This is a genomic window from Paenibacillus sp. GCM10027626 (assembly GCF_042676285.1).
Classification (GTDB): Bacteria; Bacillota; Bacilli; order Paenibacillales; family Paenibacillaceae; genus Paenibacillus_Z.
This window is the reverse complement of sequence record NZ_JBHTHC010000001.1, coordinates 613,001-635,993: the sequence shown is the minus strand read 5'-3', so window position 1 is coordinate 635,993 and position 22,993 is coordinate 613,001. Positions and strand designations below refer to the sequence as shown.

General features: G+C 46.1%; 22 protein-coding genes. 1 reads left to right on the top strand and 21 read right to left on the bottom strand.

Features of this window, described 5'->3' with window-relative positions; genetic code table 11:
- Positions 1-181: 181 nt before the first annotated feature.
- The 5 genes from ACFQ0N_RS03055 to ACFQ0N_RS03035 all read right to left on the bottom strand — a co-directional run bounded on the left by ACFQ0N_RS03055 (position 182) and on the right by ACFQ0N_RS03035 (position 4,260).
- Positions 182-550, bottom strand: coding sequence for a hypothetical protein (locus tag ACFQ0N_RS03055; protein ID WP_379322864.1), 369 nt, complete (start codon positions 548-550; stop codon positions 182-184).
- Between the two features lie 31 nt (positions 551-581).
- Positions 582-1,037 (bottom strand): hypothetical protein, encoded by a 456-nt coding sequence (locus ACFQ0N_RS03050; protein WP_379322863.1) that lies wholly within the window; start codon positions 1,035-1,037, stop codon positions 582-584.
- A gap of 20 nt (positions 1,038-1,057) precedes the next feature.
- Entirely contained in the window at positions 1,058-1,927 is an 870-nt protein-coding gene (locus ACFQ0N_RS03045; RefSeq protein WP_379322996.1) for an aminoglycoside 6-adenylyltransferase, read from the bottom strand.
- 632 nt (positions 1,928-2,559) lie between these two features.
- Complete coding sequence (locus ACFQ0N_RS03040; RefSeq protein ID WP_379322995.1) at positions 2,560-2,880, bottom strand: aldo/keto reductase; 321 nt, start codon at positions 2,878-2,880, stop codon at positions 2,560-2,562.
- 309 nt (positions 2,881-3,189) lie between these two features.
- A complete protein-coding gene (locus tag ACFQ0N_RS03035) occupies positions 3,190-4,260 on the bottom strand; it encodes a stalk domain-containing protein (RefSeq protein WP_379322862.1) in 1,071 nt (356 codons plus the stop codon).
- 346 nt (positions 4,261-4,606) lie between these two features.
- On the opposite strand from ACFQ0N_RS03035, the gene ACFQ0N_RS03030 reads away from it, so the two are divergent.
- Positions 4,607-5,107: a hypothetical protein gene (locus tag ACFQ0N_RS03030; RefSeq protein WP_379322861.1), complete on the top strand. Its 501-nt coding sequence runs from the start codon at positions 4,607-4,609 to the stop codon at positions 5,105-5,107.
- 203 nt (positions 5,108-5,310) lie between these two features.
- On the opposite strand, the gene ACFQ0N_RS03025 is transcribed toward ACFQ0N_RS03030, so the two are convergent.
- From ACFQ0N_RS03025 to ACFQ0N_RS02950, 16 genes are all read right to left on the bottom strand, one after another.
- Positions 5,311-6,033 carry an ABC transporter permease gene (locus ACFQ0N_RS03025; RefSeq protein WP_379322860.1) on the bottom strand — a complete coding sequence of 241 codons (723 nt, stop codon included), beginning with the start codon at positions 6,031-6,033 and terminating at the stop codon, positions 5,311-5,313.
- Complete coding sequence (locus tag ACFQ0N_RS03020; RefSeq protein WP_379322859.1) at positions 6,026-6,946, bottom strand: ABC transporter ATP-binding protein; 921 nt, start codon at positions 6,944-6,946, stop codon at positions 6,026-6,028. Before ACFQ0N_RS03020 ends, ACFQ0N_RS03025 begins: the two co-directional genes overlap by 8 nt.
- An 80-nt stretch (positions 6,947-7,026) precedes the next feature.
- Positions 7,027-7,950 carry a sensor histidine kinase gene (locus ACFQ0N_RS03015; protein WP_379322858.1) on the bottom strand — a complete coding sequence of 308 codons (924 nt, stop codon included), beginning with the start codon at positions 7,948-7,950 and terminating at the stop codon, positions 7,027-7,029.
- Entirely contained in the window at positions 7,947-8,648 is a 702-nt protein-coding gene (locus tag ACFQ0N_RS03010) for a response regulator transcription factor (protein ID WP_379322857.1), read from the bottom strand. The genes ACFQ0N_RS03015 and ACFQ0N_RS03010 overlap by 4 nt, the downstream gene beginning before the upstream one ends.
- A 335-nt stretch (positions 8,649-8,983) precedes the next feature.
- Positions 8,984-10,024, bottom strand: a complete 1,041-nt coding sequence (locus tag ACFQ0N_RS03005; protein WP_379322856.1) for a glycoside hydrolase family protein — start codon at positions 10,022-10,024, stop codon at positions 8,984-8,986.
- Positions 10,025-10,029: 5 nt separating this feature from the next.
- Complete coding sequence (locus tag ACFQ0N_RS03000) at positions 10,030-10,845, bottom strand: carbohydrate ABC transporter permease (protein WP_379322855.1); 816 nt, start codon at positions 10,843-10,845, stop codon at positions 10,030-10,032.
- Positions 10,842-11,726, bottom strand: a complete 885-nt coding sequence (locus ACFQ0N_RS02995) for a carbohydrate ABC transporter permease (protein ID WP_379322854.1) — start codon at positions 11,724-11,726, stop codon at positions 10,842-10,844. Before ACFQ0N_RS02995 ends, ACFQ0N_RS03000 begins: the two co-directional genes overlap by 4 nt.
- Positions 11,727-11,826: 100 nt before the next feature.
- On the bottom strand, positions 11,827-13,143 hold the full coding sequence (locus ACFQ0N_RS02990) for an ABC transporter substrate-binding protein (protein WP_379322853.1): 1,317 nt from the start codon (positions 13,141-13,143) through the stop codon (positions 11,827-11,829).
- Between the two features lie 91 nt (positions 13,144-13,234).
- The gene (locus ACFQ0N_RS02985) at positions 13,235-14,842 is read right to left on the bottom strand and encodes a response regulator (RefSeq protein ID WP_379322852.1); all 1,608 of its coding nucleotides are present in this window, start codon (positions 14,840-14,842) and stop codon (positions 13,235-13,237) included.
- Positions 14,823-16,532 (bottom strand): cache domain-containing sensor histidine kinase, encoded by a 1,710-nt coding sequence (locus ACFQ0N_RS02980; protein WP_379322851.1) that lies wholly within the window; start codon positions 16,530-16,532, stop codon positions 14,823-14,825. The genes ACFQ0N_RS02985 and ACFQ0N_RS02980 overlap by 20 nt, the downstream gene beginning before the upstream one ends.
- A gap of 26 nt (positions 16,533-16,558) precedes the next feature.
- On the bottom strand, positions 16,559-17,428 hold the full coding sequence (locus ACFQ0N_RS02975) for a hypothetical protein (protein ID WP_379322850.1): 870 nt from the start codon (positions 17,426-17,428) through the stop codon (positions 16,559-16,561).
- Between the two features lie 73 nt (positions 17,429-17,501).
- The gene (locus tag ACFQ0N_RS02970) at positions 17,502-17,975 is read right to left on the bottom strand and encodes a GNAT family N-acetyltransferase (RefSeq protein WP_379322849.1); all 474 of its coding nucleotides are present in this window, start codon (positions 17,973-17,975) and stop codon (positions 17,502-17,504) included.
- Between the two features lie 72 nt (positions 17,976-18,047).
- Complete coding sequence (locus tag ACFQ0N_RS02965; protein ID WP_379322848.1) at positions 18,048-18,398, bottom strand: VOC family protein; 351 nt, start codon at positions 18,396-18,398, stop codon at positions 18,048-18,050.
- 138 nt (positions 18,399-18,536) lie between these two features.
- Positions 18,537-19,472 carry a cysteine synthase A gene (gene cysK / locus ACFQ0N_RS02960; RefSeq protein WP_379322847.1) on the bottom strand — a complete coding sequence of 312 codons (936 nt, stop codon included), beginning with the start codon at positions 19,470-19,472 and terminating at the stop codon, positions 18,537-18,539.
- Between the two features lie 216 nt (positions 19,473-19,688).
- Positions 19,689-22,286 (bottom strand): ABC transporter permease, encoded by a 2,598-nt coding sequence (locus tag ACFQ0N_RS02955; protein ID WP_379322846.1) that lies wholly within the window; start codon positions 22,284-22,286, stop codon positions 19,689-19,691.
- Positions 22,283-22,966 carry an ABC transporter ATP-binding protein gene (locus tag ACFQ0N_RS02950; RefSeq protein ID WP_379322845.1) on the bottom strand — a complete coding sequence of 228 codons (684 nt, stop codon included), beginning with the start codon at positions 22,964-22,966 and terminating at the stop codon, positions 22,283-22,285. The genes ACFQ0N_RS02955 and ACFQ0N_RS02950 overlap by 4 nt, the downstream gene beginning before the upstream one ends.
- Positions 22,967-22,993 lie beyond the last annotated feature (27 nt).

Here is a 22,993-nt window from a genome sequence, read left to right as displayed (position 1 = left end):
ATAAAGAAGGGAATCTTTATTCGGACATCTTTGGGTACCCCCAGCCTCCGTTTTCTTTGGCCCATGATGATTTTACCGAGATTTAGCGGAGATTGAAGCAAATAACGGCTCTGTGGAGGCAGACTCATCCTGGGCGAACCAAAAAAGTTTACATAATAATAATTATGTTAACTAATGAACATCATATAAAGTGAAAGAAGTGCCAGTTGGCCATAATGCCCATCCAGGTGAGCCAAATCAAGCCTGCCGATACTCGGTATATGAGCTGTGACCGAGTAACCGTCTGCTTTTTGCCCGTCCAAATCGAGGCAGCGCCTAACAGAAAAGTCGCAATAACGAGAATATAGTTTAGTGCTATACCAGCATTAAACGAAGCCACCGTTGCGTACGGATTCGTCAGCATCGTAACCAATTGCAGCAGCACGCCGCCCACTGTTGCCGTTCCGCAGCTGATCGCCGCTGCAGTGAGCAGACTGGATGCGGTCGATCGCTGCCACCTCTTAATGAAGGTGGTAATAAATGTATAGTAACAGGTTATTACGCAAAACACGCTTATTATAGCATACCAAAAACCACCAGTCTCAAATATATCTTTCAACTGGTGGTATTGGTTCGGTGAATGAGTTATCCAAAAACCTATGAATTAAATTTTTCACACCTTCAATGTCTTTCTTGGCAAATTCATAGTATGTATCATTAACTTCAAACATGTTAGAACTATTATTGATCCAAATGGAAATGGGGATTTCGTTTGATTCACTGTCTATTGCTATGATCATATAGTGCGGCATCGTAGCTTTGGGCTGCCCTTTTAGCATTGTTCCTCTGTTTATTGTACCGACAAAGTCTTGAATGACCGATTTCTCTTTTATTTCCTTGCCGATGAAAGACCAGGTTTCTTGATTTAAAGTCTGTAGTTTGAGGGCTGCAATATCCGCATCTAAAACTTTTTTATTGTCAATAAAATGATAAAAAGCGGCAACGCATAAAGAAGTCAATAAAAGTACAAAGATTACAAGTATATATTTTGTTCTCATTGTATAAATGCCCCTGCTCCTCAAATACTTGCCGCATCACCCGGCAAAGCCTGCACTTTGCGCAAATAGGCAGTGACCTTCTGATCCTCATCTAGTGGATAACTGTAATCTAATTGCTCCCCGACCTCAAGTGCCGTCTCGCGAAAGAGGTCGCCCATTGTGAATAGCGCTTCCCATACGCTGTCATAGCTGCCTTGCGGGAAGGTGGCCATCAGCTTCTCCCAGCGCTCCGCGGCCATGTGACGCCTTAAATATTTTCCGTTTTTCCCGATACTGAGCAAGAAATCCGTTTGAATGCCGACGTGCCACTCGATCATTTTCATCAGCATCGGCCGCATATAGTTCTGCAAATGGTCGATGGCAAACAATATTTCCTCCCGCCACAACCCTTTCGCCACATATGTCGATACCCACCAAAATTCATTGCAGCAATCGTCAAAAAACTCGGCTGACGGCCGTTTGACCCAATAGTCGATATCGGTAGATGGCGGAACGTTGGGAAAGAGATTGTCTTTGTCGAGCAGCACTTGCATCAGCTTGTCTTCTTGCCGGTATTCGGCTGCTTCTTTTTGCGGGATCAGCGTCAAATCGATCCTGTTGCCATCCTCGTAGAGCATTAAATACGAAAAGCGATTGCCAAGATCAGGGGGAAACATCGCCATTGCCTCAGGCTTCTGCATAATGATCCGCTTACCGAAGCGATCAATCCAGTACAAATCATCGATAAAAGATTTCATTTCCGTCACATGAAAGCTAATATCATAATCCTGGAAGTGATCTCGCGGCACATTCGGATTCGTTCGCGAGCCTTCCAATGTTACAGCACGGATACGCGGATCCTGTCGCGCAAAGTCAAGCACCATTGCCATCATTTCTTCCTCTGTTCGCATCATTTCTGGCATTTCCTCCATTTCATTCTCTAGATAGCTTGATCAGCCATGCAACGAACATACCGGTTGGGACATAAGCCTAGAACTTGTCCAACTCATCCGGAAAGTCGCCCTCATAATGCCACTTGGCTTTATCGACTCACTCCATTTCTACAGACTTTTCACTTAAAATTATACCATGCTAGGTAAACCCGAGAACCAGTTTTGGAATTGCTACTTATTAATCTTGTGATTTTTTGCCTGTTTGCTTGCCAGTTTTGATTTGAAGCGCCGCTAACGAGCCTGACAACCCTTATTCGCCCTTGCTGGCTGTAACGAATCTACCGATCGATATTCGCCGAAAATCGGCCCCTTCCCCGCCTTTTTATCTGCAATAGCGTGCCTCAGGTTCGTTACATGCAGAATAAGCCGATTTTTCGGCCAATAGCGTGTCTCAGGTTCGTTAGCCCTAATCATCAGTATAGGAAGGATGAAATGGAAGGCATCCAGATACGATCCCGCCTCCTGATGACGCCGCGCAGTAGCATGGGGTAGCAACTAACTGTATAGCATACCAAAAACCACCTGTCTCAATTATAATTTGAACTAGTGGTAATTCCGGCATCTTCAAACTTTCCTGATTATTAGATGTATTAACTCTTTTTCACTGGAAAGCTATTTTCGATTAGTTTAACTTCTTCTTGCTTTAATTCCCAGTTCAAAGCTTGCAGATTGTGAGCAATATGCACATGGTTTAGAGCTTTAGGTATAGCGACTAAATCCTCCTGACGTAACAACCAGTTTAATGCTACTTGATATGCAGTTTTGCCATATTTAGCTCCTATACGATCAAGTACGTTGCGTCCGGTCGTCCCGATCGCAGGGAAACCTTTCATTCTGAAGAGTTGCGGAGCATAACCAAATAGAGAATAGCCCATCAGTGTAATTCCGCTATCTTTGCAACGATCATTAATGTCATTAATTACTTAGCAATCTTCTAAAGCTTCATGCTTGGATGGGTATGGTTCGTACATCGGGTTTTCTGTCTTTCGAGCGGCATACAGGTGATTTTTAACGACATTAACTATAAAGACATTGGTCCCTTCAGTCAGCATCAAATGACAGTAAAATGCGAAAAGAATTTTCGTGTTTTCATATACACCTGTTCCAAAAGGCTCACGTCATTTCTACAGATCGTTCACGTAAAATTATACCATGCTCTCAGGCCACATGGCACAAAAATGGTAAAATCCCCCTTGGCAAGCAAGGAGGATTTCGCACGGCTAGTTTTGAATCGACGTCAGAACACCGTCATTAAAATATAAATAATTATAGTTCCCGTAAACCCATTGTTCAAAAGTTCCGTAGGATGTCGTTGTCTTGTTGATATATTCTGGCTCTCCCCAACCCCAGATGGCTTGCTCACGAGTCATTCCTATATGCACCCTATAGTCGGCAATTGCATCCCATACCCGTTTGGACCAGTTAAAATGCTTCTTCGGGTCGGCATTTAACAGATTGCTGATGAAGCTGTTGTTGATTCTGTACAGCTTATTGTTATAGCCAATAATACTTTCTTCATACGAATATTCGTCTACGATCTGTATTTTTGCAAAGCGCGGCAAGGTCACGCCTTGATTTGACCAAGCGACAGCTACATTAAAGCGATCATAGAGCCAATAGGTTTGGCCGATTAGCGGCAGCAGATCATCGCGGTTAAATTCTCTAAAATCTATGTTGATATATTCATTATATTGCGTGCGCAAAAATGACGCGAAGGTTGAGTCGTATTCAGACAAGACGTCTTGTTTTATAAGAGCCTGATAAACCGTTTTTATATGATCTGTAGAATACGGCTTTATAGAACCGGTGACATGGACTATACCTGATTGCGATGAAAGTGTCAGACCGTATTGATTGGCCAGCCATTTCAAGGAAATATAGTATATCCCGCCCTGATTCGATAAAGGAGCCGGCATTCTCTCCATTTTATACAAAAAATAACCTTTATCATATCCCGTACGATTAAAATTGCTTGAATTAATCGCAAATACTTTTGTCAGCTTGCTGCCCGGCTTCAGCAATATAACCTTATGAAAGCCGTTTATGCGGTAACCGCCGCCCTTGCTATTCCATGTGAGCTCCATGCCCAACTGTTTGACAATCGATTTCAACGGCACCATTAAATTGCCGTCGATTGTTTTGATCGGAGCTCCAGGTACGAAGTCATTGCCATTCAACTTAATCGCGGTTTGCACATTTTTGATCACTGCTGCGGAAGCCGCCGATACCTGAAACGAAGCGATCAAGGAAATTACAAGTGTTACAATGAGTAGTCGTGTTAATTTCTTCATATTCACCGTCATCTTTCTAATTTTCATCTCGTTTGCTTGGCCGAATGCACCCTATTAATCAGGAGGGCCATCATTCTGATTTCTGTTTCTTCATGCGGTAGTATTGATTTTTCTCAAATTATTTGGCCACCATTAATGGTGATAACCCCTTTCTACCTCTCTCTTGCCTGTCGACCTTTCCTCCCCCTCAATAATATGGAGCACCAAGTTAAATATACTATAATATAAGGACGACAGGAAGTTATTACCACCCTAATTACGCATTTTGTCAAATAAAAGCATATTGGCTGTAGTGGAACATTTTGGGGAAATCATACGTTTATAAAACACAAGGAGGGGATGACCAATGAGGTGGAATAGAGACTATCTCTTGCGAGGAATGCTCCGTCTGACCGCTGCAGTGCTCATTATAGTCAGCGCAAGCGCTTGCGGTATCGTAAAGGATAAGAATGGTTTCGGCAGCAAGCCGCCAAGGCCGACCATTGTAGTGAAGGAGCTCAAGAATAAGAAAGTGAACGTTTATCAAAGCTCCTATTGCTGGACCAAAGAATGCGCTGATTACCCGCGGCCAGATATGCATTTGAAAGACCGCAAGAAGTTAGCCGTACCGCCTAAAGCAACGCTTAGTTTCCAATTTCCCGATATTGCACCGGCTGAAGTGTCGATATCGCTATTTTTGGAAGATGATGAAATACAAGAGGTACAACTGACAGACGGTTCGTTTCAAACACCGGAAAAACCGGGTGTTTACTACTTTGGATTAAATGCCCACTGGCCGATCCAATCAGAAATCCCGAACAGCGGCTATAGTTCATCCTACGCTTTTGCAGTTGAAGTGCAAGAATAGAGTGTAAGTGGTATTTTGAGGGAAAATTGTTAAGCACAAGACTGTGCCATTGAATAAACAGAAGTGGGTTGGCAGCCGACATCCCCGTCGAGCTAACGAATCTTCAACACGCTAATGCCCTGTAATGGTGATAAGATATAACAAAGCGCCATTAAATCTTACTTTTGATTTCAAGTAAGTCGGCGCTTTTCTTAAGTTAAGTTTTAAGATCCGCTGTGTACGTCGGCCTTGTTATAGTAATGGAGCGACAGTGTCAGGAAGACTACGAAGCAAGCAAACAGAAATCCTGAGACAACGGCAAGCTCATTCTGAGCCCCTTCTCCTGTTACCATCCGCCTGATCAGCCCGATGGTATCGCGATATGCCGCACTTCCCCCCACTGGTCCCGGAATCATGATTATGATGATTCCGATCACAATCGCAGGTATGATAGATCGGCTAATCATACTTACATACATCCAAAGCGGAATAAGTGCTACAAATAGGATGCCGACCGCTGTATATATTTTTAAGTAAACAAGCCACTCGGAAATCGAAAGCGCGCTCTCCATCAAAAACAGTCCGAGCCCTCCGTTGATCGCATAGGTAAGTAAAAGCATTCCGATGATCGTCGCGGCGACAATGAGCATTTTACCAAGATAAAAGCTTGTTCGGGCGTAGGGGTAAGAAAATAAGGTGTTGATCGTTTTGTCCTGATACTCCCTTGCTACGAGGTATCCTGTAAAAATGGAGAACAAAGGAGGAGCCATCAACATCACTTGAAATTGCAGATTCGTGTGGTACCATGCTTGCCAAGAGTATGGATCTTTGGAGGCCAAGACCATTATAGTCGAGACGAGGGATGGGAGCATGATACCCAAAATCGTTAACCAAAGAAGCTTGGAGTGCCGCAACTTGGCTGCTTCCACCAGCAGTATTCTACCCATCGGTTGTCCCCCCTGTTATGTTCAAAAAGTAATCTTCCAGCGAATCCTTTCGAAGGGATATCTCGCTAACCTCAACACCATCTTGAACAAGCATTCTGTTAAGCAGAGCGGACTCTTCCAATTGTTCGTATATTCTGATAACACCCTGATCAACCATTCGATAACGTTTGATATTGCATTTCTGTTCGAGCACATATACGGCCTTACGATCATTCTTCACTTTCAGCTCCAGGTAATGCTGATTGAATTTATCAATATCTTCTATGTCAACTTCTTTAACCAAACGGCCTTGATGAATAATGCCGATCCGCTTAGCAAGGAGCTGCACTTCGCTCAAAATGTGACTGGACACCATGATCGTATTGTGCCGCGTTTCAGCCAAATCGAGAATTAAGCGTCGAATCTCTTTGATCCCTGCAGGATCCAGACCATTCGTCGGTTCGTCCAAAATAAGCAGTTCGGGCTTATGCAATAATGCACGGGCAATACCTAAGCGTTGCTTCATACCAAGTGAAAGCTTACTGAATTTTCTTGTTTTCACATTCTGCAAGCCAACGAGCTCCAGCGATTCGTCAACAACTTTTCGATCGGGCATCCCCATCAAATAACGATGAATCTCCAAATTTTCTCCTACCGATAAATTAGGGTAAAAACCGGGAAATTCGATAATAGTCCCGATTCGTTCCAAATGATCCGTATCCTTTGCTGTAACTTTTTTACCGAATAGCTCCACTTCTCCGGCCGTTGGCTTTATCAACCCCATAATCATCCTGATGGTAGTTGTTTTTCCGGCCCCATTCTGACCTAGAAAACCGTAAATATCTCCTTTGCGAACAGTCAAATTGACACTGTCGACCGCTTTATGAGTTTTGTAAGCTTTGGTTAACTCGAAAGTTTGAAGAACTGTTTCCACTTTTTTCTCTCCTCTCTTCCAACTGAAATCAGTGTACTCGAAAATTCTGACACCACATGGTCAAATTTCTTAACTGTTTCTTAACTCTGGAGAGGGAGGCAGAACGTAAAAGCGGTTTTGCGGTTGGGCTCGCTGTTCACCGTTATGTTGCCTCGATGCTGTTCGATCAACATTTTGGTTATGGTCAATCCGAGGCCGGTTCCTTGCAATGATGTGTTTCTGGAATCAACCCCTGTATAGAGCCGCTCAAAAACAAAGGGCAGATCTTCTGGTTTAATACCGCGGCCGCGATCCCAGATTTCCACCCATGCCTTATTGTCTGTTTTCCATAGTCGAATCCCGATTTCTCGACCGTCATTTCCATATCGAAGCGCGTTTGTAAGCAAATTGGAGAGCGCTCTGCGGAGGCTGACAGCATCACCAACGACATAAATCGGCTCCTCAGGAATGATCAAATTCGGTTGAATTCCTTCTTCGGTGAAAGCATGATACAACTGCAACACTTCTTCTTTTACTAGTTCGTTCAATGGTATGCGATCCTCACGACTGGGCCCTTTCGTCTCCTCCAGCTTGACCAATTCGAACAAATCATTGATCAGGCGGGTCAAAAATTCGCCTTTGTTGGACAGAATGTTTAAATAAGCTTGCCTGTCTTCTTCCGTCAAGCCGGACTCATGTTGAAGAGCATCGATGTATCCAAGCATGGCTGTTAACGGAGTACGGAGATCGTGGGAAATGTTCAAGATCATCTGATTGCGAACCTGCTCCAAATATTGGGCGCGGTTTATTGATTCTTTAAAATCCTGGATCAAGCCATTCAGGTTTTCGGCAAGTACAGAAAAAGTTCGGTTTGAGAAGTTCAGCCTAATATGTCGGTTGTACTGACCGTTGCGGATATCAAGCAGCACTTCATTCATTTTTCGTATCTGTTTATTGCGGGAATGCAGAACGGAAGAGAGTAGCACAATCAACGAAATCATCAGAATGAATAAAAAAATGTTCATGGTTGCTCCCCCAAGCGGTATCCGATTCCCCATGCAGTTTGAATGATGACAGGATTGGAGGGATCCTTTTCGATTTTTTTCCTTAACCGACGAATATGCACCATGACTGTATTTTCGTCTGTCATGTAATTTCCCCCCCATACTTGCTCAAACAACTGGGCTTTCGTAAACACTTTTTTCGGATAGGTCATCAGCAATTTGAGAATCTCGAACTCTTTAGCAGTTAGATCAACACGGACACCATTTAACAGACATTCAAAGGAATCAGGGTTCAATTCTAAATGGCCGTGAGATAGTGTTCGACCGCCGCTTGTGCGAACATCTTGGAAATATAAGTATCTTCTTAATTGTGCTTGCACACGTGCTTTAAGTTCTGTCATTCTGAAAGGTTTGGTCATATAATCGTCCGCCCCAAGACCAAGACCGAGTACGATGTCGGAGTCCTCCACTTTGGCAGAAATAATAATGACAGGAATCCTGCCTTGAAGACGAATTCTTCGGAGCAGTTCTAATCCATTAATAGAAGGAATCATGAGATCGAGAATGGTCAAATCGATTTTTGAGTTATTGATGTATGTTTCAGCCGATAATCCATCATAAGCTTGAATGACCTTGTATCCTTCCTTGAGAAGAGACCTGGCAATCAAATCATTAAGTTCCTTGTCATCTTCTACGATTAAAACAACCCCATAAGACATTTAATAAAAACCCCCGATAAAAGTTTTCATTAACAATATCAAAAACCTAAAGGAACCATCACGTCGTTCGTTTTTAAAAATATCAACTTGAATTCAAATGACCGCTAATAAAGATTAGCGGTCATACACTGTTTTCTGAACGCATACTTGATGTCCACTAATGTTTCGGATAAGGCAAAAATACCATGTCCGCTAATGTATGTCAAGATTTGGAGGATTTGCTGATGAGAGAGACGACCGGGATTTTCGAGCTCCACATTGCAGCATGTTTTGAACGCAACACGCGCTTGGTCTTCCTCCTGTCGCCATGCCAAGGACGGCATCAGCCGCCCTTCTCAGTCGATCAGCTTATTCGTAGCTACCGCAATACATCTGAACTCATCTTGCCCTTCAAACACGGTCACCCTGGTAGGATCGTCTTCGCGATAAGGACGGCACGCGCAATAAAAATGGTAGAGCGTGCCATTCCACAGGATTACCGAGGATTTATGGGCATGGATTTCATCAAGTGCCCCACTCTCTCCATGCGGCAGCAACGGCTTTGCAGCGGTCTCCCAATGCAGTAAATCGTCAGACTTCGCCAGCAGTCCTTGCGCATGCTTGCCGTCAAATCCGAATCCAAAATTCAGCCAATGCTGATGCTCGCTATCGTAGCGGATGCAGGGATCACTATAGAACTGGCTGTAAAAAGTGCCCTCTTCGCATGGAAGCAGGGGATTGCCCACAACACGCTCCCAATGAAGCAGATCCGCCGAGGTCGCGGCGCCAGTCTCTTCCTTCCAAGGCCAGACGCTCTCCCCTTTTGCGTTATAGAACATCCAGAACTTGCCTTCTCGCTCCAGCAGGCAGCATTTGTACAAGCCTTCCTTCTCCCAATCTCCGCCATGTTCATAAGTAAAGATTGGTTCATCCAGCCGGTTCCATGTCCGCAGCGTCTCGTCTGTCGTCCAGGCAAGCCCCATCAAAGCGCCGCCCTCTTCGTAGCCTTCGCCAGGATAGGCATGATAGATCAGCCAGTAACGGCCATCAAGCTTGCGCAGTGTCGGCACTTCCGCAATATCATTGGAAGCTAGCAGCATCCAAGAGCCGGCAGCACCTACCTTGTCCCAGCGGTCGGATTGCGCGAGGCGCGGCAAGATCACAGCCTCATGCTCCCAATGGAGCAAATCATCGCTAACGGCCAGCGCCGTCTGATAGCCGGTTCCATCAAACCCGACATGCATCATATAGAAACGGTCGAGATGCCGGAAGACGAACGGGCAATCGACGCCGTGCGAATCATAACGGCCGGCTATGCCGGAACCGGACAATGCCGGCGTCTGTCTGCGCAGCGGGGTTTGCCACCGCGCCAGCCATTCTGAATTTGTTGTTGTCATGCTGCTCATCCTTTCACGGCACCGGCGGCCACACCTTTAATAATATATTTTTGTAATAATAAATAGAGAATCAATACCGGAATAGCGGCCAATATAAGGGACACCAGCGCCAAATTCCACTGCTGGCTATAAGTGCCAAAGTAACGGTACACTGTCAGCTGCAAGGTCATGACCTCTTCCCGCTGCAGCATCAGGAACGACAATATAAAATCATTCCATACCCACAAAATATTCAGTACGGCTGCCGTTGCAGTAACTGGCATCAACAGCGGCACAATGACCCGGAAGAACGTTTGATAAATATTGGCGCCATCGATGCGTGCAGCCTCTTCCAGCTCTAGCGGGAGCTGGGTCATAAAGCCGCGGTATAAAAAGATCGTAAACGGCGAGAACAAGGCAATGATAATAATGATCAGGCCGACGCGCGAGTTCATCATATGCAGCTCGGAAGCAAGCTTGACGAGCGGGATCATGATTGTCTGGAACGGCACCATCATCGATAACGTGAAAAACATCAGCACCCAGAAACCGCGGGCCTCCTTCATGCGGGAGATCCGGTAAGCGGCCATTGCGCTGAGCAGCAGCGTAAAGCCGACGCCAAATAACGTGACCATTACAGTATTGAGCAGCGCACGCGGATACTGCATGTCATGCCATACTTTTGCGTAATTGCCAAACGACCATGTTTCTGGCAAGGAGATGAAGGAACGAAGCATCTCGCCATTCGTTTTGAATGAATTGAGGACAGCGAATACGATCGGAACGAGAAACAATAAAGCGAGTATGATCGCAGCGATTTCTGCAGCCCATTTGCGGATCATCCCTTCACCTCCTTATTCCGCATGACGCGGAATTGAATGAGCATCACAATAACGATAAACAGACAAAATACGATCGAACGTGCCGTACCGGAGCCGTAGGAGTTGGCCGTAAACGCCTCCCGGTAAATATTAATCGCCATGCTTTGGCTGGAATTGGCCGGCCCGCCGCCTGTCAATGCTAAAATAAGATCAAACACTTTGAACGAGTTTGTCGTTATCAAAAATACATTCGAGACAATGGCCGGCATAAGCAGCGGCAGTGTCATTTTCCAAAAGCGGGTCCAGCTGCCTGCGCCATCTACCTGCATCGCTTCCTTCAGCTCGCCGGGAATGCCCTGCAAGCCCGCCAAATAAATGACCATCGCCAGACCGACGCTTGACCAAAGGGAGACACCTGCGATCGGGTACAGGATATGATCCGGGTCGCCAAGAAAGCTGTACGTCAGAAAACTCCACCCTAATTTCTCGCCGATTTCATACAGCACGGAAGAAAAAACGAATTTCCACAAAAAACCTACGACAATCAGGGAAATGACATTCGGTGAAAAAAATACGGTTCGCAGCGCATATTTCGACTTCAGCTTGGAATCTACAAGCAAAGCGAGCAATATGCCAAATGCATTGACAAGCACGATATTAAGCAGTGAAAATTTCAATGTGAACAAAAAGGAATCGCGAAAATCGTCGCTGTGCCAAAACATGTCTATATAATTTTGCAGCCCGACCCAGTCAAAGGCGGATTGCAGTCCGTCCCAATTTGTAAAGGAGTATAACAGCGAGCCTCCTAATGGAACTATGAAAAAACAAACATACAAAATAAAAATCGGCCCAATGAAGGATACGGTGATCGCCCATTGCTTGCGCCTGCTTCCTGTTGACATAAGTTCAATCACCTCCAAAAAAAGAAAGGGACTGACTGGCAGCCCCTCATTATCGCCCGGTATGCGTTTAACCGGAGCTGCGATGCTGTACATGATTTTTCTATTTTTTAGCCCAAGAAGCAGCAATCTCGCTTATGACCTCGTCCGCCGACTTTTTCTTGAAGAAATAGGATTGCATAATCGACTCGGCCTCGACTCGCGTAGAACCGTTCATCAACACCTGCGACCAAGGCACAACCTTTTGCGCATTTACATAAGACAAAATGTCATCCGCAATCGGATTGCTGGTTACTTCCGCGCCTTCAATTACAGGAATTTGCTTCATATTGTTGTTGGCGATCGCGTTACCCTCTTTGGTCGTTAGCCAGTCAAAAAGCTTTTTCGCTGCTTCCTGATGCGCCGATTTTGCTGCAATTGCATAGGAAACGTTGATATTCACGCCAAGCCTCGTCTCGTCGGCATTGTCGCTGTAAGGAATGGCGCCAAAGCCAAGATTGACGTCCGGGTTAATGTCCATAATGCTGGAGTAAGCCCAGTAGCCCTGCTGCAGCATGGCCACCTTGCCTTGCGCGAGCAGCGACAAGCTCGCATTGTAGTTGTTGGACGCAGCTTGCGGGTCGGCATTGCCATACATCATGTCAAGCGTTTTGAAGCCTGCCGTCAGCCGGTCTGAAGCAATCGGTTTTCCGGTTTTTGCCTCTTCGGCAAGTGATTTTACGTCATCCGAAGTGCCGGCAATTGTGGTAAAGAGCGAATGCGCCAGTGTCCAGCCGTCAGCTACGGCAAGTCCGAATGGCGTAATATTGTTCGCTTTCAGCTTGTCGATCGCAGCGAGCATTTCGGACTGCGTTTTCGGAAAAGAATCAATGCCCGCTTGCTTAAACAAATCCTTGTTGTAGTAAATGCCCATACCGGAAATATCGAGCGGAATTCCGTATACATTGCCGTCAGGCGTCGTCATTTGCGAGCGGATTTGCTCTGAAAAGTTATTGATGTAGGTGTCGCCAGCCAAATCGAGAATATGGCCGGCTTGGCCTAATTCCAGAAGATCACCGTATTCCCCCATCACAATATCCGGCATATCGTTCGAAGCGATTTTCGTTTTTAATACGGTATAGTAATCTTGGTCATTAACGAGCAGATCAACCGTAATGTTTGGATTTTCCTCCGTAAATTTTTTGAACGTCTCCTCTAGTGCTTGACGCTTATCCATATTGAACAGAAAGGCTGTCAATGTGACTGGCTTATCGCTTTCTTCGCTGGCATTCTTGTTCTGCTCATTGTTTTTTGGTGTATCCGTGCTTGTATCAGGCGCCGTCCCTGCCCCATTGCCCCCGCTGTTGCCGCAGCCGCCAAGTACAAGGGCCAGACTGACGAGTAAGGTAGAGGTATAGGCGATCATCTTCTTTGTCTGCAAATTAAAAACCCCTCTCGGATGAATTATCCTCATTATAAGGATTTCCGAGGGGGTGTCCTATCATAATTTTAATGAACCGATTAGCACAATATTAATTATTAGCGGCTGCAAGTCGATATTGGGATGGTGTCATGCCATAAGTGCGTTTGAACAGCTTGTCAAAATAGCTGAAATGATCATAGCCTACTGCGGCGGCAATCGCCGAAACGGATAATGCAAGCGACTTGTCTTCCAGCATGCTGCGCGCCTTTGCCAGTCTTGTGCTTTGAATGTATTGCAGGACGGTCATGCCGAATTGCCGTTTGAACTGGGTAGCCAAATATTCTTTGCTGATAAAAAAACGATCAGCCAAATCTGCAAGCGACATGTCCTCCGCATAGCAAAGCTCGATATAGTCCTTCACAGCGAGCGCTCGATTGCCAGACACTGCCACGGCTCCGGCCGCTTCTTCAGCGATCAGCTGCTGCAGAGTTTCACATAAGAGCATCCTCCCCTTCGATTCATCAAAAGCAATCCGGACAGCAAACGCTTCTATTGTCCTAATGGCGCTTGCTTGATGCGCAAGCAGCCGTGCTTGGAGCACAGACCACGCCTGATACAATAAGGTGACAGACAAGTGATGTGATTTTGCCGCAGCCAAGCACAATTCCTCTACCTCATGCTCAATACGGAAGCTAAGCCTGTGCTTAACGAGGTGTTCTGCCTTGATGCCAAAAGCCGATATTAGCTCCTGCAGCTCTGCTGCTGCCGGTGGGTGCTGCTCTTGCTGCAGTTGCAACCGCAATTCCGTATTGGCAAATCCTGCCGACAAGTCGAGCTTGAAGATGGCATCTTCAAGCGTTGCGATCGAGTTGGCAAAACCAGCGGCAAGATGATCTTCGGCAGCAGTGGACAAGATGAAGCATTCCAGTTTCAACACCTGCCGCAGCGTGTCGATCAAGCGCTGCAGCCCGCTATGGCTCCCGGATGCTGGTTGTGCCGGCGTGAGCAGCCAATAACACCATTCATAGCGGCTGGAAGAGCCGCTGAGCAGCTTCATGCTGTGCTCGGATAATTCTGCCTGCTCGGCAATCGTTTTATGAATCGCATAGGCAAGCAGAGCTTGATCATTGTGAAAACGGTTTGTAAGCACATGCTCGTAGTTTCTAATAACCAATACATGCACCGTACAAGGCCTGTTCTGCACAAAGGCAGGAAGCAGCGCGGCCTCCTCTATTGTAAGCTTGCGTCCGGCATACAGCTGACTGATTGCAGCGCTTCGTTGCTGCTGTGACTTTTCTCTCGTCATCTCCTGCCACAATTGCTCGGTCTGTTGCTGCATTTGCGCTTTATCCAGTCGTTCCATCGCCTTATTCCAAGCAGCTTGGACATCATCCCGGTCAAATGGCTTGAGGATATAATCCACCGCTTCGCTTGCTAATGCTTGTTTGACAAAGGCGAAATCATGATGACCACTAACGACAATGACAGGGATCTCGATTTTACGCTTTCGCAGGAGCTGTAGCAGCTCATCGCCGTTCATCTCCGGCATGATCATATCCAGCAAAAGGACATCCGGCCGTTCTTTTTCAATCAACTCCAGCCCTTCCAGTCCTGTCTCTGCTTCCTGAAAGGAAGCAATGCCCGGCTCGATTTCGAGCAGCAGCCGCTTCAATGCCCTCCTTACCTTTGGCTCATCTTCAATCATTAGCACTTTCATGCTGCATCCCTGCCTTCCAGCTAATCGTTACCGTCGTATTGCCCTGCTCGATATGAATGTTAATCCCGTCGGAGCCGGGAAACAAATATTGCACCCGTCGGTGGACATTGGCCAGTCCGACACTAGTGCCCAGTGAGCCGCGCTCTCTGATCCGGCAATTCAATTTAGCGGCTGCTTCATTGTCCAGCATTCCGGTCGTGTCCGTGACATCAATATAGCAAACGCCGTATTCCTCCCGGGCTGTTACAAGCACTGCTCCCTGCCCTTTGCGGGAAACGCCGTGAATAATCGCATTTTCCACTACTGGCTGCAAACAGAGCTTCAAGATGGGCATGTCCAGCAAATGCTGCGGAATATTCAGTTGAAACTCAAGCCGGTGTTCAAACCGGTATTTCTGAATCGCCAAATAGTTGCGAATATGCTCGATCTCTGCTGATAGCGGAACAATATCCGCGGAGTGATCGGTCGTATAGCGAAACATCGCAGACAGCGATTTCACCATTTTACACACGTTGTCAGCCCCTGTCTCGAGCGCCTCCGAATAGATGGAAGTAAGCGTATTATACAAAAAATGCGGATTCACCTGCGATTGCAAAGCGCGCATCTGCGCCACTGATTCACTCATCTTCAGCTCATACTCCCGCTTGATCAGCGCCTCGATCCGCTCCACCATTGAGCGGAACTGCTCCTCCATAAAGCCGATTTCATCCTTGCGTTCTGCAGCCTGATCCCAATGAGCGGTGCTGAAGTCGCCTTGCCCGACCTTGCGCATCCGCTTGACAAGTCTATAGATTGGCAGTGTAATTTGCCGCGACAGCATCGACCAAAGCATAATCCCGGCGAGCAAAAATACAGCACCCCACAGTACAGTTGGCTTCACGGCATCCCAGGCAATTTGCTGCAGCGTCTCCTTGGAGAGATAGGTTGCTACCATCCAGCCATAATCATTAATGCCGCTAATTATTTCTATCTGCTCGGACTGTTGGTGCTGCTTGTTGAGCGTCGAGAAGATGACCGTGCCATCTGAATCGCGGATTTCGGTATTTTCGATAATAAAATCATTGCCGAGCATATTTTGAAAATAGCTTTTGCCCAGATCGATCCCAATCACGCCCGCTTGCCGCTTGGCAATAACATCGGGAATAGACCTGCCAACAAACAATAACGGCTGTTCTGGCGCCGCTCCCTCAGAACGCCCGGCCTCGACATGATTGCGAACGACGGCTAGATTGCCATTGTGCAGCATAGCTTCTTTCAGCCATCCCGGATTTTCGCTGGCAGGCAGCTTTTGCTGACGAACATCCAAATATTTGGCATTCACCTTGAACATTTGCCGGCTATCGTCCAAATATAAGTAGACATTGCTGAAATCATTAAGCGAATGCGTTAAAATTTTAAGTAAATTTTCGACCCGCCGCTGCTGCGCAATCGATTCTTCTCCCGCGTTTTGCTCCTGCGTGACAAAATTGTACATCTCCGCTGTCTGATAGATGCTCAAAATATTGTTGTCCATGCTGTGTAAAGACAGCTCAAACGACTGATTAAGCCGCTCCGCCTGCGCTTTATACTGGGCAATTAGCTCGCTGCGCAGACGATTATTGATGGAATCATAGGAGATAAATACACTAATCGCCAGTGGTAATATAGTACAGCATAAAAGTAGAAGCAGCATTTTATGTTTAATTTTCAATTGCAATCACCGCCGGCTGCTTTAATTTATGAATACGCGATCCGGTCCGCCTCATCGTTCAATCCAAGTGCTTGGAGCTGATTAATCACGATAGCCTGCAGCTCCCCCGATCTGCTCAAAATATGATGAATCTGAATATCGCGAAACAAGGCCAATTGCGCCGCGCGCGGAGCTAAAGCCAAATAGGCTTGTAATTGCTCCAAGTTGAGATCAACATCCTTATGGATATGCATCAGGCTTACTTGTTGTTTTTCATGCTCCAGCAGCGGTTCAAGTACGCCAATCCCATCCTGAGAGTGAACGGTGATCTGCTGTTCTCTTGATCGATTCACCTTTTGTATATATTGATAAGGATGCGCAATAGGCGGAAGTGCGATTTGCTCTGCGATCTGCCGCCGTATTGCCTCTGTCTGCCGCTGCTCGGCTTCTGTCGGCTGGTATGGCGAACGGCTTTGCTCCTCCTCCCATTCGCGTTTTGCCGTCAAATAATGCTCCTCATTCTGAAAAACATTAATAGTCAAGCCGCCATCTTCCGGCTGCATCGCCAGAAACGCGCGAATATTGTCGGCAACTAGCCGCACTGGCCGGTCAAAATCCATCGGAGACACACAAACGATCGGCGCCTCTTCCAGATCAAATACCCGACCGTAGTCTGTGAGAAACCCGAAATGAATACCATCCACGCCATTAGTGCCAAAAACGACCACATCACATGGCGTATTAAAATATCGAAAATCATTTAGTGAGACGTACATATTGAACGCACTGTAGAATGCTTCAGAGTCAGCGACTTCCTGTGCGACCTTTAGCAAGCTTTGCAATGTTGGCGGTACACTGTATTTCCCGTAATTGATTCTAGCAGATTCACTTAGCATTTCATCCTGTACGTTGCCCATCGTTATCATTCCTTTTCGCTTTATTGTGAGAGAAAAAACCGCCTCATAATAAGGCGGTTAAGAATGAAGGCATTTATAGGTGGCTGTTACCATTCGTCTTATACAAATAAACCAAGCTCAAGTTGTCATCGATAACAGTCGTCTTGAATGGTGTATACCCCTGCTTCATATACAGCTGCAGGTTTTTCTCACTTCTGTGCCCTGTAAATAAATCATACCGCCTAGCAGCATTAAAATACGACTCCAGCTCACGCATCAATTGTTTGCCGATTCCTCTATTCTGATAATCAGGATGAACAATCAGCTTGCCAATGTGGCAGATCCCTTCAACTAGCTTTCCCCTTACAGATCCGATGATGATCCCGTCCTCCAACGCTTTTAAAAAAACATGATCCCCGAACTGCTGCCGAATCCCCTCTAAGGACTGCACAAGCGGCTCGATCTCGAAATCATTATAAAGCTCGGCTTCACTCCGATAAGCCAATTTCTGCAGGGCAAGAATGCTCTCTGCATCCTCAATGCTTGCCATTTCGATTATTAAACTCATCTCGACTCATCTCACCTTTCTCAGCTCAAAATCATATCTATCATAGCATGTTTATGCTAAATTGGAAAAGTGCTACCTATGTGCAACAATATTGATCAGCTTGCCAAACGGATCTCGGACATAAAAGCGTCGTACGCCCCAAGGCTCGTCAGCAGGACCGTACTCGATCGGGAAACCGGCTTTTTGCATGCGTTCCAGTGCCTCTTCAACGTCATCTACCTCAATCGACAGATCAGGGACGGCTGTCTGTGATCCTCCTTCGGAAGCAAAGCTGATTTGGACGTTCATCATTTCTTGCGCCCCGTAAGTAGCGATCCATCCATGGTCCATTACGACCTCAAGTCCGAGCACATCGCAATAAAAGCGCTTGGCAGCGGCAATATCAGCTGTCGCAATATTGGTTACAATTCGTTTGACTCGCATTAATCGTTCGCTCTCCTGTCATAAAGGTTGTCATTTATTGTAACTGTATTGTGAGTGAGAAGGCAACAAAAGATACACAAAAATTCTAGCTGCAAATAAGAATAGACCTCTATGCAAGCGCACAGGGTCTAGTCGATTCTATCCTTCCGGGAATAGCACGGTCGAGATATAACGTTCACCGGTATCCGGTAATAAGACGACAATGTTCTTTCCTCTATTTTCAAGCCGTTTGGCGACTTCATAAGCTGCGAAGGCTGCAGCACCTGATGAAATCCCCACAAGTAATCCTTCCGATTTTGCCAGTTTCCGCGCCGTCTCTATAGCATCTTCGTTCTTCACTGTTATGATTTCATCAACAACATCTCGCTTAAAATTATCCGGTACAAAGCCAGCGCCGATCCCTTGAATAACATGTGCCCCTTTTTGTCCTCCTGAGAGTACTGGCGAATTAGAAGGCTCCACAGCAACGATTTTCACGTGCGGCTTTCTGCTTTTTAACACTTCGCCGACTCCAGAAATAGTTCCTCCCGTTCCGACGCCACCAATGAAAATATCAACCTCTCCATCGGTATCTTTCCAAATTTCTTCTGCAGTAGTTTTCTTATGGATTTCCGGATTAGCAGGATTTTCAAATTGCTGTGGAATAAAGGAGTTTGGAATCTGACTCGCAAGTTCTTCCGCTTGTCTTATCGCGCCAGACATACCATCCTGGGTGGGGGTAAGAACTAGTTGTGCTCCTAACGCCTTTAGAATTTTCCTGCGTTCCACACTAAATGATTCAGGCATCGTAATGATCAATTTATATCCAAGGGCCGCTGCTGCAAAAGCTAGACCAACTCCGGTATTCCCGCTTGTAGGTTCGATAATTACCGAATCCTTGTTGATTAAGCCACGATCCTCAGCATCTCTGATCATAGCATAGCCTATCCTGTCTTTTACACTTCCTGCAGGATTGAAGTATTCCAACTTGGCAATAATTCGTCCAACTACTTCTTCTTCCTTGTTAAAACTTGATAACTCTAGAAGTGGAGTGTTGCCAATGAGCTCTGTTAAGTTTTTTGCAATTTTCCCCACACTAATCCTCCTCCGTTACATATTCCCACTAATGTACTAGGTTATTAAGATATTAGCACGCCCTTATGTACTTGTAAATAAAAGAAATTGACCAATCGGAAAGCAACGATCTTGCAAACTTCACGTTTAAGGATCCGGACGGAAATATACTTATGATCTGTACTTGTTTCAGTTAACGAAAACGGCAGTTCCTCGGTGAAGGAACTGCCGCTTAATTTAAATACTCTCCTGCTTTAACGCATCAATAATGTTTTCCTTTTTAACTTTCGCGCTGGAATATAACATGGCAGAACCGACGATGACAAATACGGCGGCAATGACCGAAAGAATACTCATCCATGGAAGGGTGAACCCGTAGCTGAATTTGTTCGAAAATGCCCTATAGATCAGATACATCACGACGAAGCTGACGGGAAGCCCGAACAACAGCGACTTGACCCCATAAAAAATGCTTTCATAGTTCATCATTTTCGCAAAGCCTTTTGGCGTCATGCCGACGGATTTCAGCATCGCAAATTCTCGTTTTCGAAGGGACACGCCTGTCGAGATCGTATTAAAAATGTTCGCAATGGAAATCGCAGAGATTAATACGATAAAACCATAAGAAAAGACGGACATCAATAGAATCTGTTGTTCTTCGCTTTTTCTGGATTGATATAAATTGTAGGCTTGCAGATTGGTCTCTTGCATCTCTTCGATTTCCTGCTGCGTTTTCATCGGTTCCGTGCTTTTCAAATGGAGGTACGTCTGAACGTTAACTAAATCCTCGTCGTCTGCCAGTCGATTCATGACGCGTTCCGAAACGATGATATTTAGCCCGCCTACTCCTGCCGGGTTCATCCCCATAGGAGCTTGATCCGTCAGCGCGGCAGCGGTCACTTTGTTTACCTTCGTTTCTTCCCCGGTCTCTTTATAGATATTCGTTAGCTCGAAACTTTGACCGACATTCGTATAAATGGCCTTCGTTTGGACATATTTCCCCGTACCCATATCTTTGTAATGGATCGTATCCATCACGATCGCGGCGGGATGATCCGGATCCGCAAGCTGTTCATAGTCTGCGCCGACCGCTCTGGCATAGGCTTGCAAACTCGAATCGTTTAATGCATGAATCTTAATATCGTACGGATATTTTCCGTCTTGCAGTAAACTCATATCCTTCTTAGCCTTCTCTTGCAATTCATCGGCGATGATCGCTGCATCAACCCAAGCGCTCTTATATAACTCGTGAATCACATTGTATTCCGTGACACCATCCAGGGATACAATCGATCGCATCAACCCTTCATCTATTCCTTTTCCATCGCTGTACGACACTTCAATATCGTAATTGACGCCTTCCCGCGACAGCTCCAGGGATTGTGTCATGCCAGCCGTAAAAAACGATACCGTCAAAAACAAAACGATGCTGATGACAAGCGAAAATACGATGGCATGATATCTCCGTTTGTTCCTTTTTAAGTTTTTCAGCCCGATTTCCGCTTCGATCCCGAAGAGCTTGCGAATGAACTTTGACGTTTTCACGGCTTTGGCCGTAAGCTTTACGTCGGTAGTTTGGCGAATCGCGTCCATAGCAGATACCTTGGATGCCTTGATCGCCGGGAGATACGTCGAAACGAAAATCGTCAGCATCGACACAACACAGGCGATCAAGAGCGATAACGGCGTGACGACGAGCGTCAGCTTTTCACTGGTCCATAATGCCCCTTCAATCATCGCGTTCATGAACCAAAAGGTGATCCCAATCCCGGCAAGACCGCATAGGATTCCAACGGGAATGCTGATCAAGCCAATGACGCCTCCTTCAAAAAGCACTGAATTTCTCTTCTGCCTTTTCGTAGCCCCCACGCTCGCAAGCATCCCTAAATGGCGGGAACGTTCCGAGACGGATATCGCAAAAGCATTATAGATGAGTGAAACCGAGCCGATCATAATGACTGCCATAAGGATCGCCGATAATGAATACATCATGCTGTACGAGGTATCGCTTTTGGATACGCCGTAATAACGAAGCAAACCGTGATTATATTGAACCGTTTCGATATTGATATTATTGTTCTTTGCCAGCTTTTCCGCATGAGCGAACAAGGAACGATTGACTTTTTGCAGGACAACCGCCGCATCGACGCGATCGTTTGCCCCGATGATGTTTTCATCGACATAGCCAATGACCGTATACCCCGGGGCCCAAGCCGGTTCCCATACGGGACGCTTGATGAAGCCTACCACCGTATAATCCTTTGTCTTTATATGCCGCAACGTTTCGGTCAATTTGCCGTCTTCCCTACGCAGCGGTTCGGTTTGACCCAGCGGATGATTGCCCCCGTCCTCGAATCGTTCGCCGACGCTTAGGGTTAGACGGTCGCCGATTTCGTATTTCACTTTGGCGTTCGTTGCCACGGCTTCAGAAATAACGACCTCCTTGTCTGTTTGCGGAAGACGCCCCTTGCTCAATTCAACCGGAAATTGCGCGAAACCTTGTGCATCAAACTCCTTGATGAACAAATATGGCTTGTTTGTATTTTGTCCCCCTTGTAATGGGGCAAAGCCAAAATCTCTTGTAATCGTAACGGTTTTGGTTGCGTCATCGTCATGTATCGCCGCAAGCTGTTCTTTGTTTACGTCTTGATATTGGACATGCCACTCCCCTGTATCCGCGATGGATTGTCTGATCATTAGATCCGAAAAGGAAAAAACAAGCGTAGCAACAGCGGTCACCATGGCAACCGAAATGATGACGCCTATAATCGTGACAAGCGTTCGCTTCTTATTTTGCCGCAAATGTCTGATGGTCAGCTTGTTGACAATATTCATGGACGAGTCACCTCGTCTTTGGATATCCTGCCGTCTTCAATCGCAATGACCCTGTCAGCCTGCAGCGCGATTCGCTCGTCATGTGTGATGACGATCAGTGTCTGATGATAGGTTTTATTCAGCATTTTCAATAACTCGATAATTTCACTGCTATTATTGCTGTCCAGATTTCCGGTCGGTTCGTCCGCCAATATAATCGCAGGATTGCTTATGATCGCTCTTCCGATCGAAACCCGCTGCTGCTGCCCGCCTGACAGTTGGTTCGGCAGATGGTTCAGCCGCTGCTGCAAATTCAAAGTCTTCACAAGACCATCTAACTGCTTCTTATCTACCTTTTGTTTATCCAGCAAGAGCGGCAGCGTAATATTCTCTTCTACCGTCAGGACAGGAATCAGATTGAAAAACTGGTATATCAGTCCGATTTGCCTGCGACGAAATATCGCCAGCTGTGTTTCTTTAAGCTCATACATGTCCGTGCCCTCAATGAAAACTTTACCGGCAGTAGGACGATCAACGCCGCCCAGCATATGCAGAAGCGTTGATTTACCTGACCCGGACGGGCCAATGATTGCGATGAATTCCCCTTTTCGAACCGAAAAAGAAACATTATCCAGCGCTCTTACTGCCGATTCGCCTTTCCCATATATTTTAGACAGACGTTCTATTTTTAAAATTTCCATTGTAAAACCTCCATAGCTTTGCTGATG

What these genes read in the sequence shown, in the direction of transcription:
- ACFQ0N_RS03045 (WP_379322996.1), bottom strand. Translation starts at nt 1,927, where the DNA reads ATGCGAACAGAGGAAGAAATGATGGCAATGGTGCTTGACTTTGCGCGA.
- ACFQ0N_RS03025 (WP_379322860.1), bottom strand. Translation starts at nt 6,033, where the DNA reads ATGGGTAGAATACTGCTGGTGGAAGCAGCCAAGTTGCGGCACTCCAAG.
- ACFQ0N_RS03010 (WP_379322857.1), bottom strand. Translation starts at nt 8,648, where the DNA reads ATGTCTTATGGGGTTGTTTTAATCGTAGAAGATGACAAGGAACTTAAT.
- ACFQ0N_RS02975 (WP_379322850.1), bottom strand. Translation starts at nt 17,428, where the DNA reads ATGGGCAACGTACAGGATGAAATGCTAAGTGAATCTGCTAGAATCAAT.
- ACFQ0N_RS02955 (WP_379322846.1), bottom strand. Translation starts at nt 22,286, where the DNA reads ATGAATATTGTCAACAAGCTGACCATCAGACATTTGCGGCAAAATAAG.
- ACFQ0N_RS03035 (WP_379322862.1), bottom strand. Translation starts at nt 4,260, where the DNA reads ATGAAGAAATTAACACGACTACTCATTGTAACACTTGTAATTTCCTTG.
- ACFQ0N_RS03015 (WP_379322858.1), bottom strand. Translation starts at nt 7,950, where the DNA reads ATGAACATTTTTTTATTCATTCTGATGATTTCGTTGATTGTGCTACTC.
- ACFQ0N_RS03030 (WP_379322861.1), top strand. Translation starts at nt 4,607, where the DNA reads ATGAGGTGGAATAGAGACTATCTCTTGCGAGGAATGCTCCGTCTGACC.
- ACFQ0N_RS02985 (WP_379322852.1), bottom strand. Translation starts at nt 14,842, where the DNA reads ATGAAAGTGCTAATGATTGAAGATGAGCCAAAGGTAAGGAGGGCATTG.
- ACFQ0N_RS02965 (WP_379322848.1), bottom strand. Translation starts at nt 18,398, where the DNA reads ATGCGAGTCAAACGAATTGTAACCAATATTGCGACAGCTGATATTGCC.
- ACFQ0N_RS02950 (WP_379322845.1), bottom strand. Translation starts at nt 22,966, where the DNA reads ATGGAAATTTTAAAAATAGAACGTCTGTCTAAAATATATGGGAAAGGC.
- ACFQ0N_RS03000 (WP_379322855.1), bottom strand. Translation starts at nt 10,845, where the DNA reads ATGATCCGCAAATGGGCTGCAGAAATCGCTGCGATCATACTCGCTTTA.
- ACFQ0N_RS03005 (WP_379322856.1), bottom strand. Translation starts at nt 10,024, where the DNA reads ATGACAACAACAAATTCAGAATGGCTGGCGCGGTGGCAAACCCCGCTG.
- ACFQ0N_RS02995 (WP_379322854.1), bottom strand. Translation starts at nt 11,726, where the DNA reads ATGTCAACAGGAAGCAGGCGCAAGCAATGGGCGATCACCGTATCCTTC.
- ACFQ0N_RS02970 (WP_379322849.1), bottom strand. Translation starts at nt 17,975, where the DNA reads ATGAGTTTAATAATCGAAATGGCAAGCATTGAGGATGCAGAGAGCATT.
- ACFQ0N_RS03050 (WP_379322863.1), bottom strand. Translation starts at nt 1,037, where the DNA reads ATGAGAACAAAATATATACTTGTAATCTTTGTACTTTTATTGACTTCT.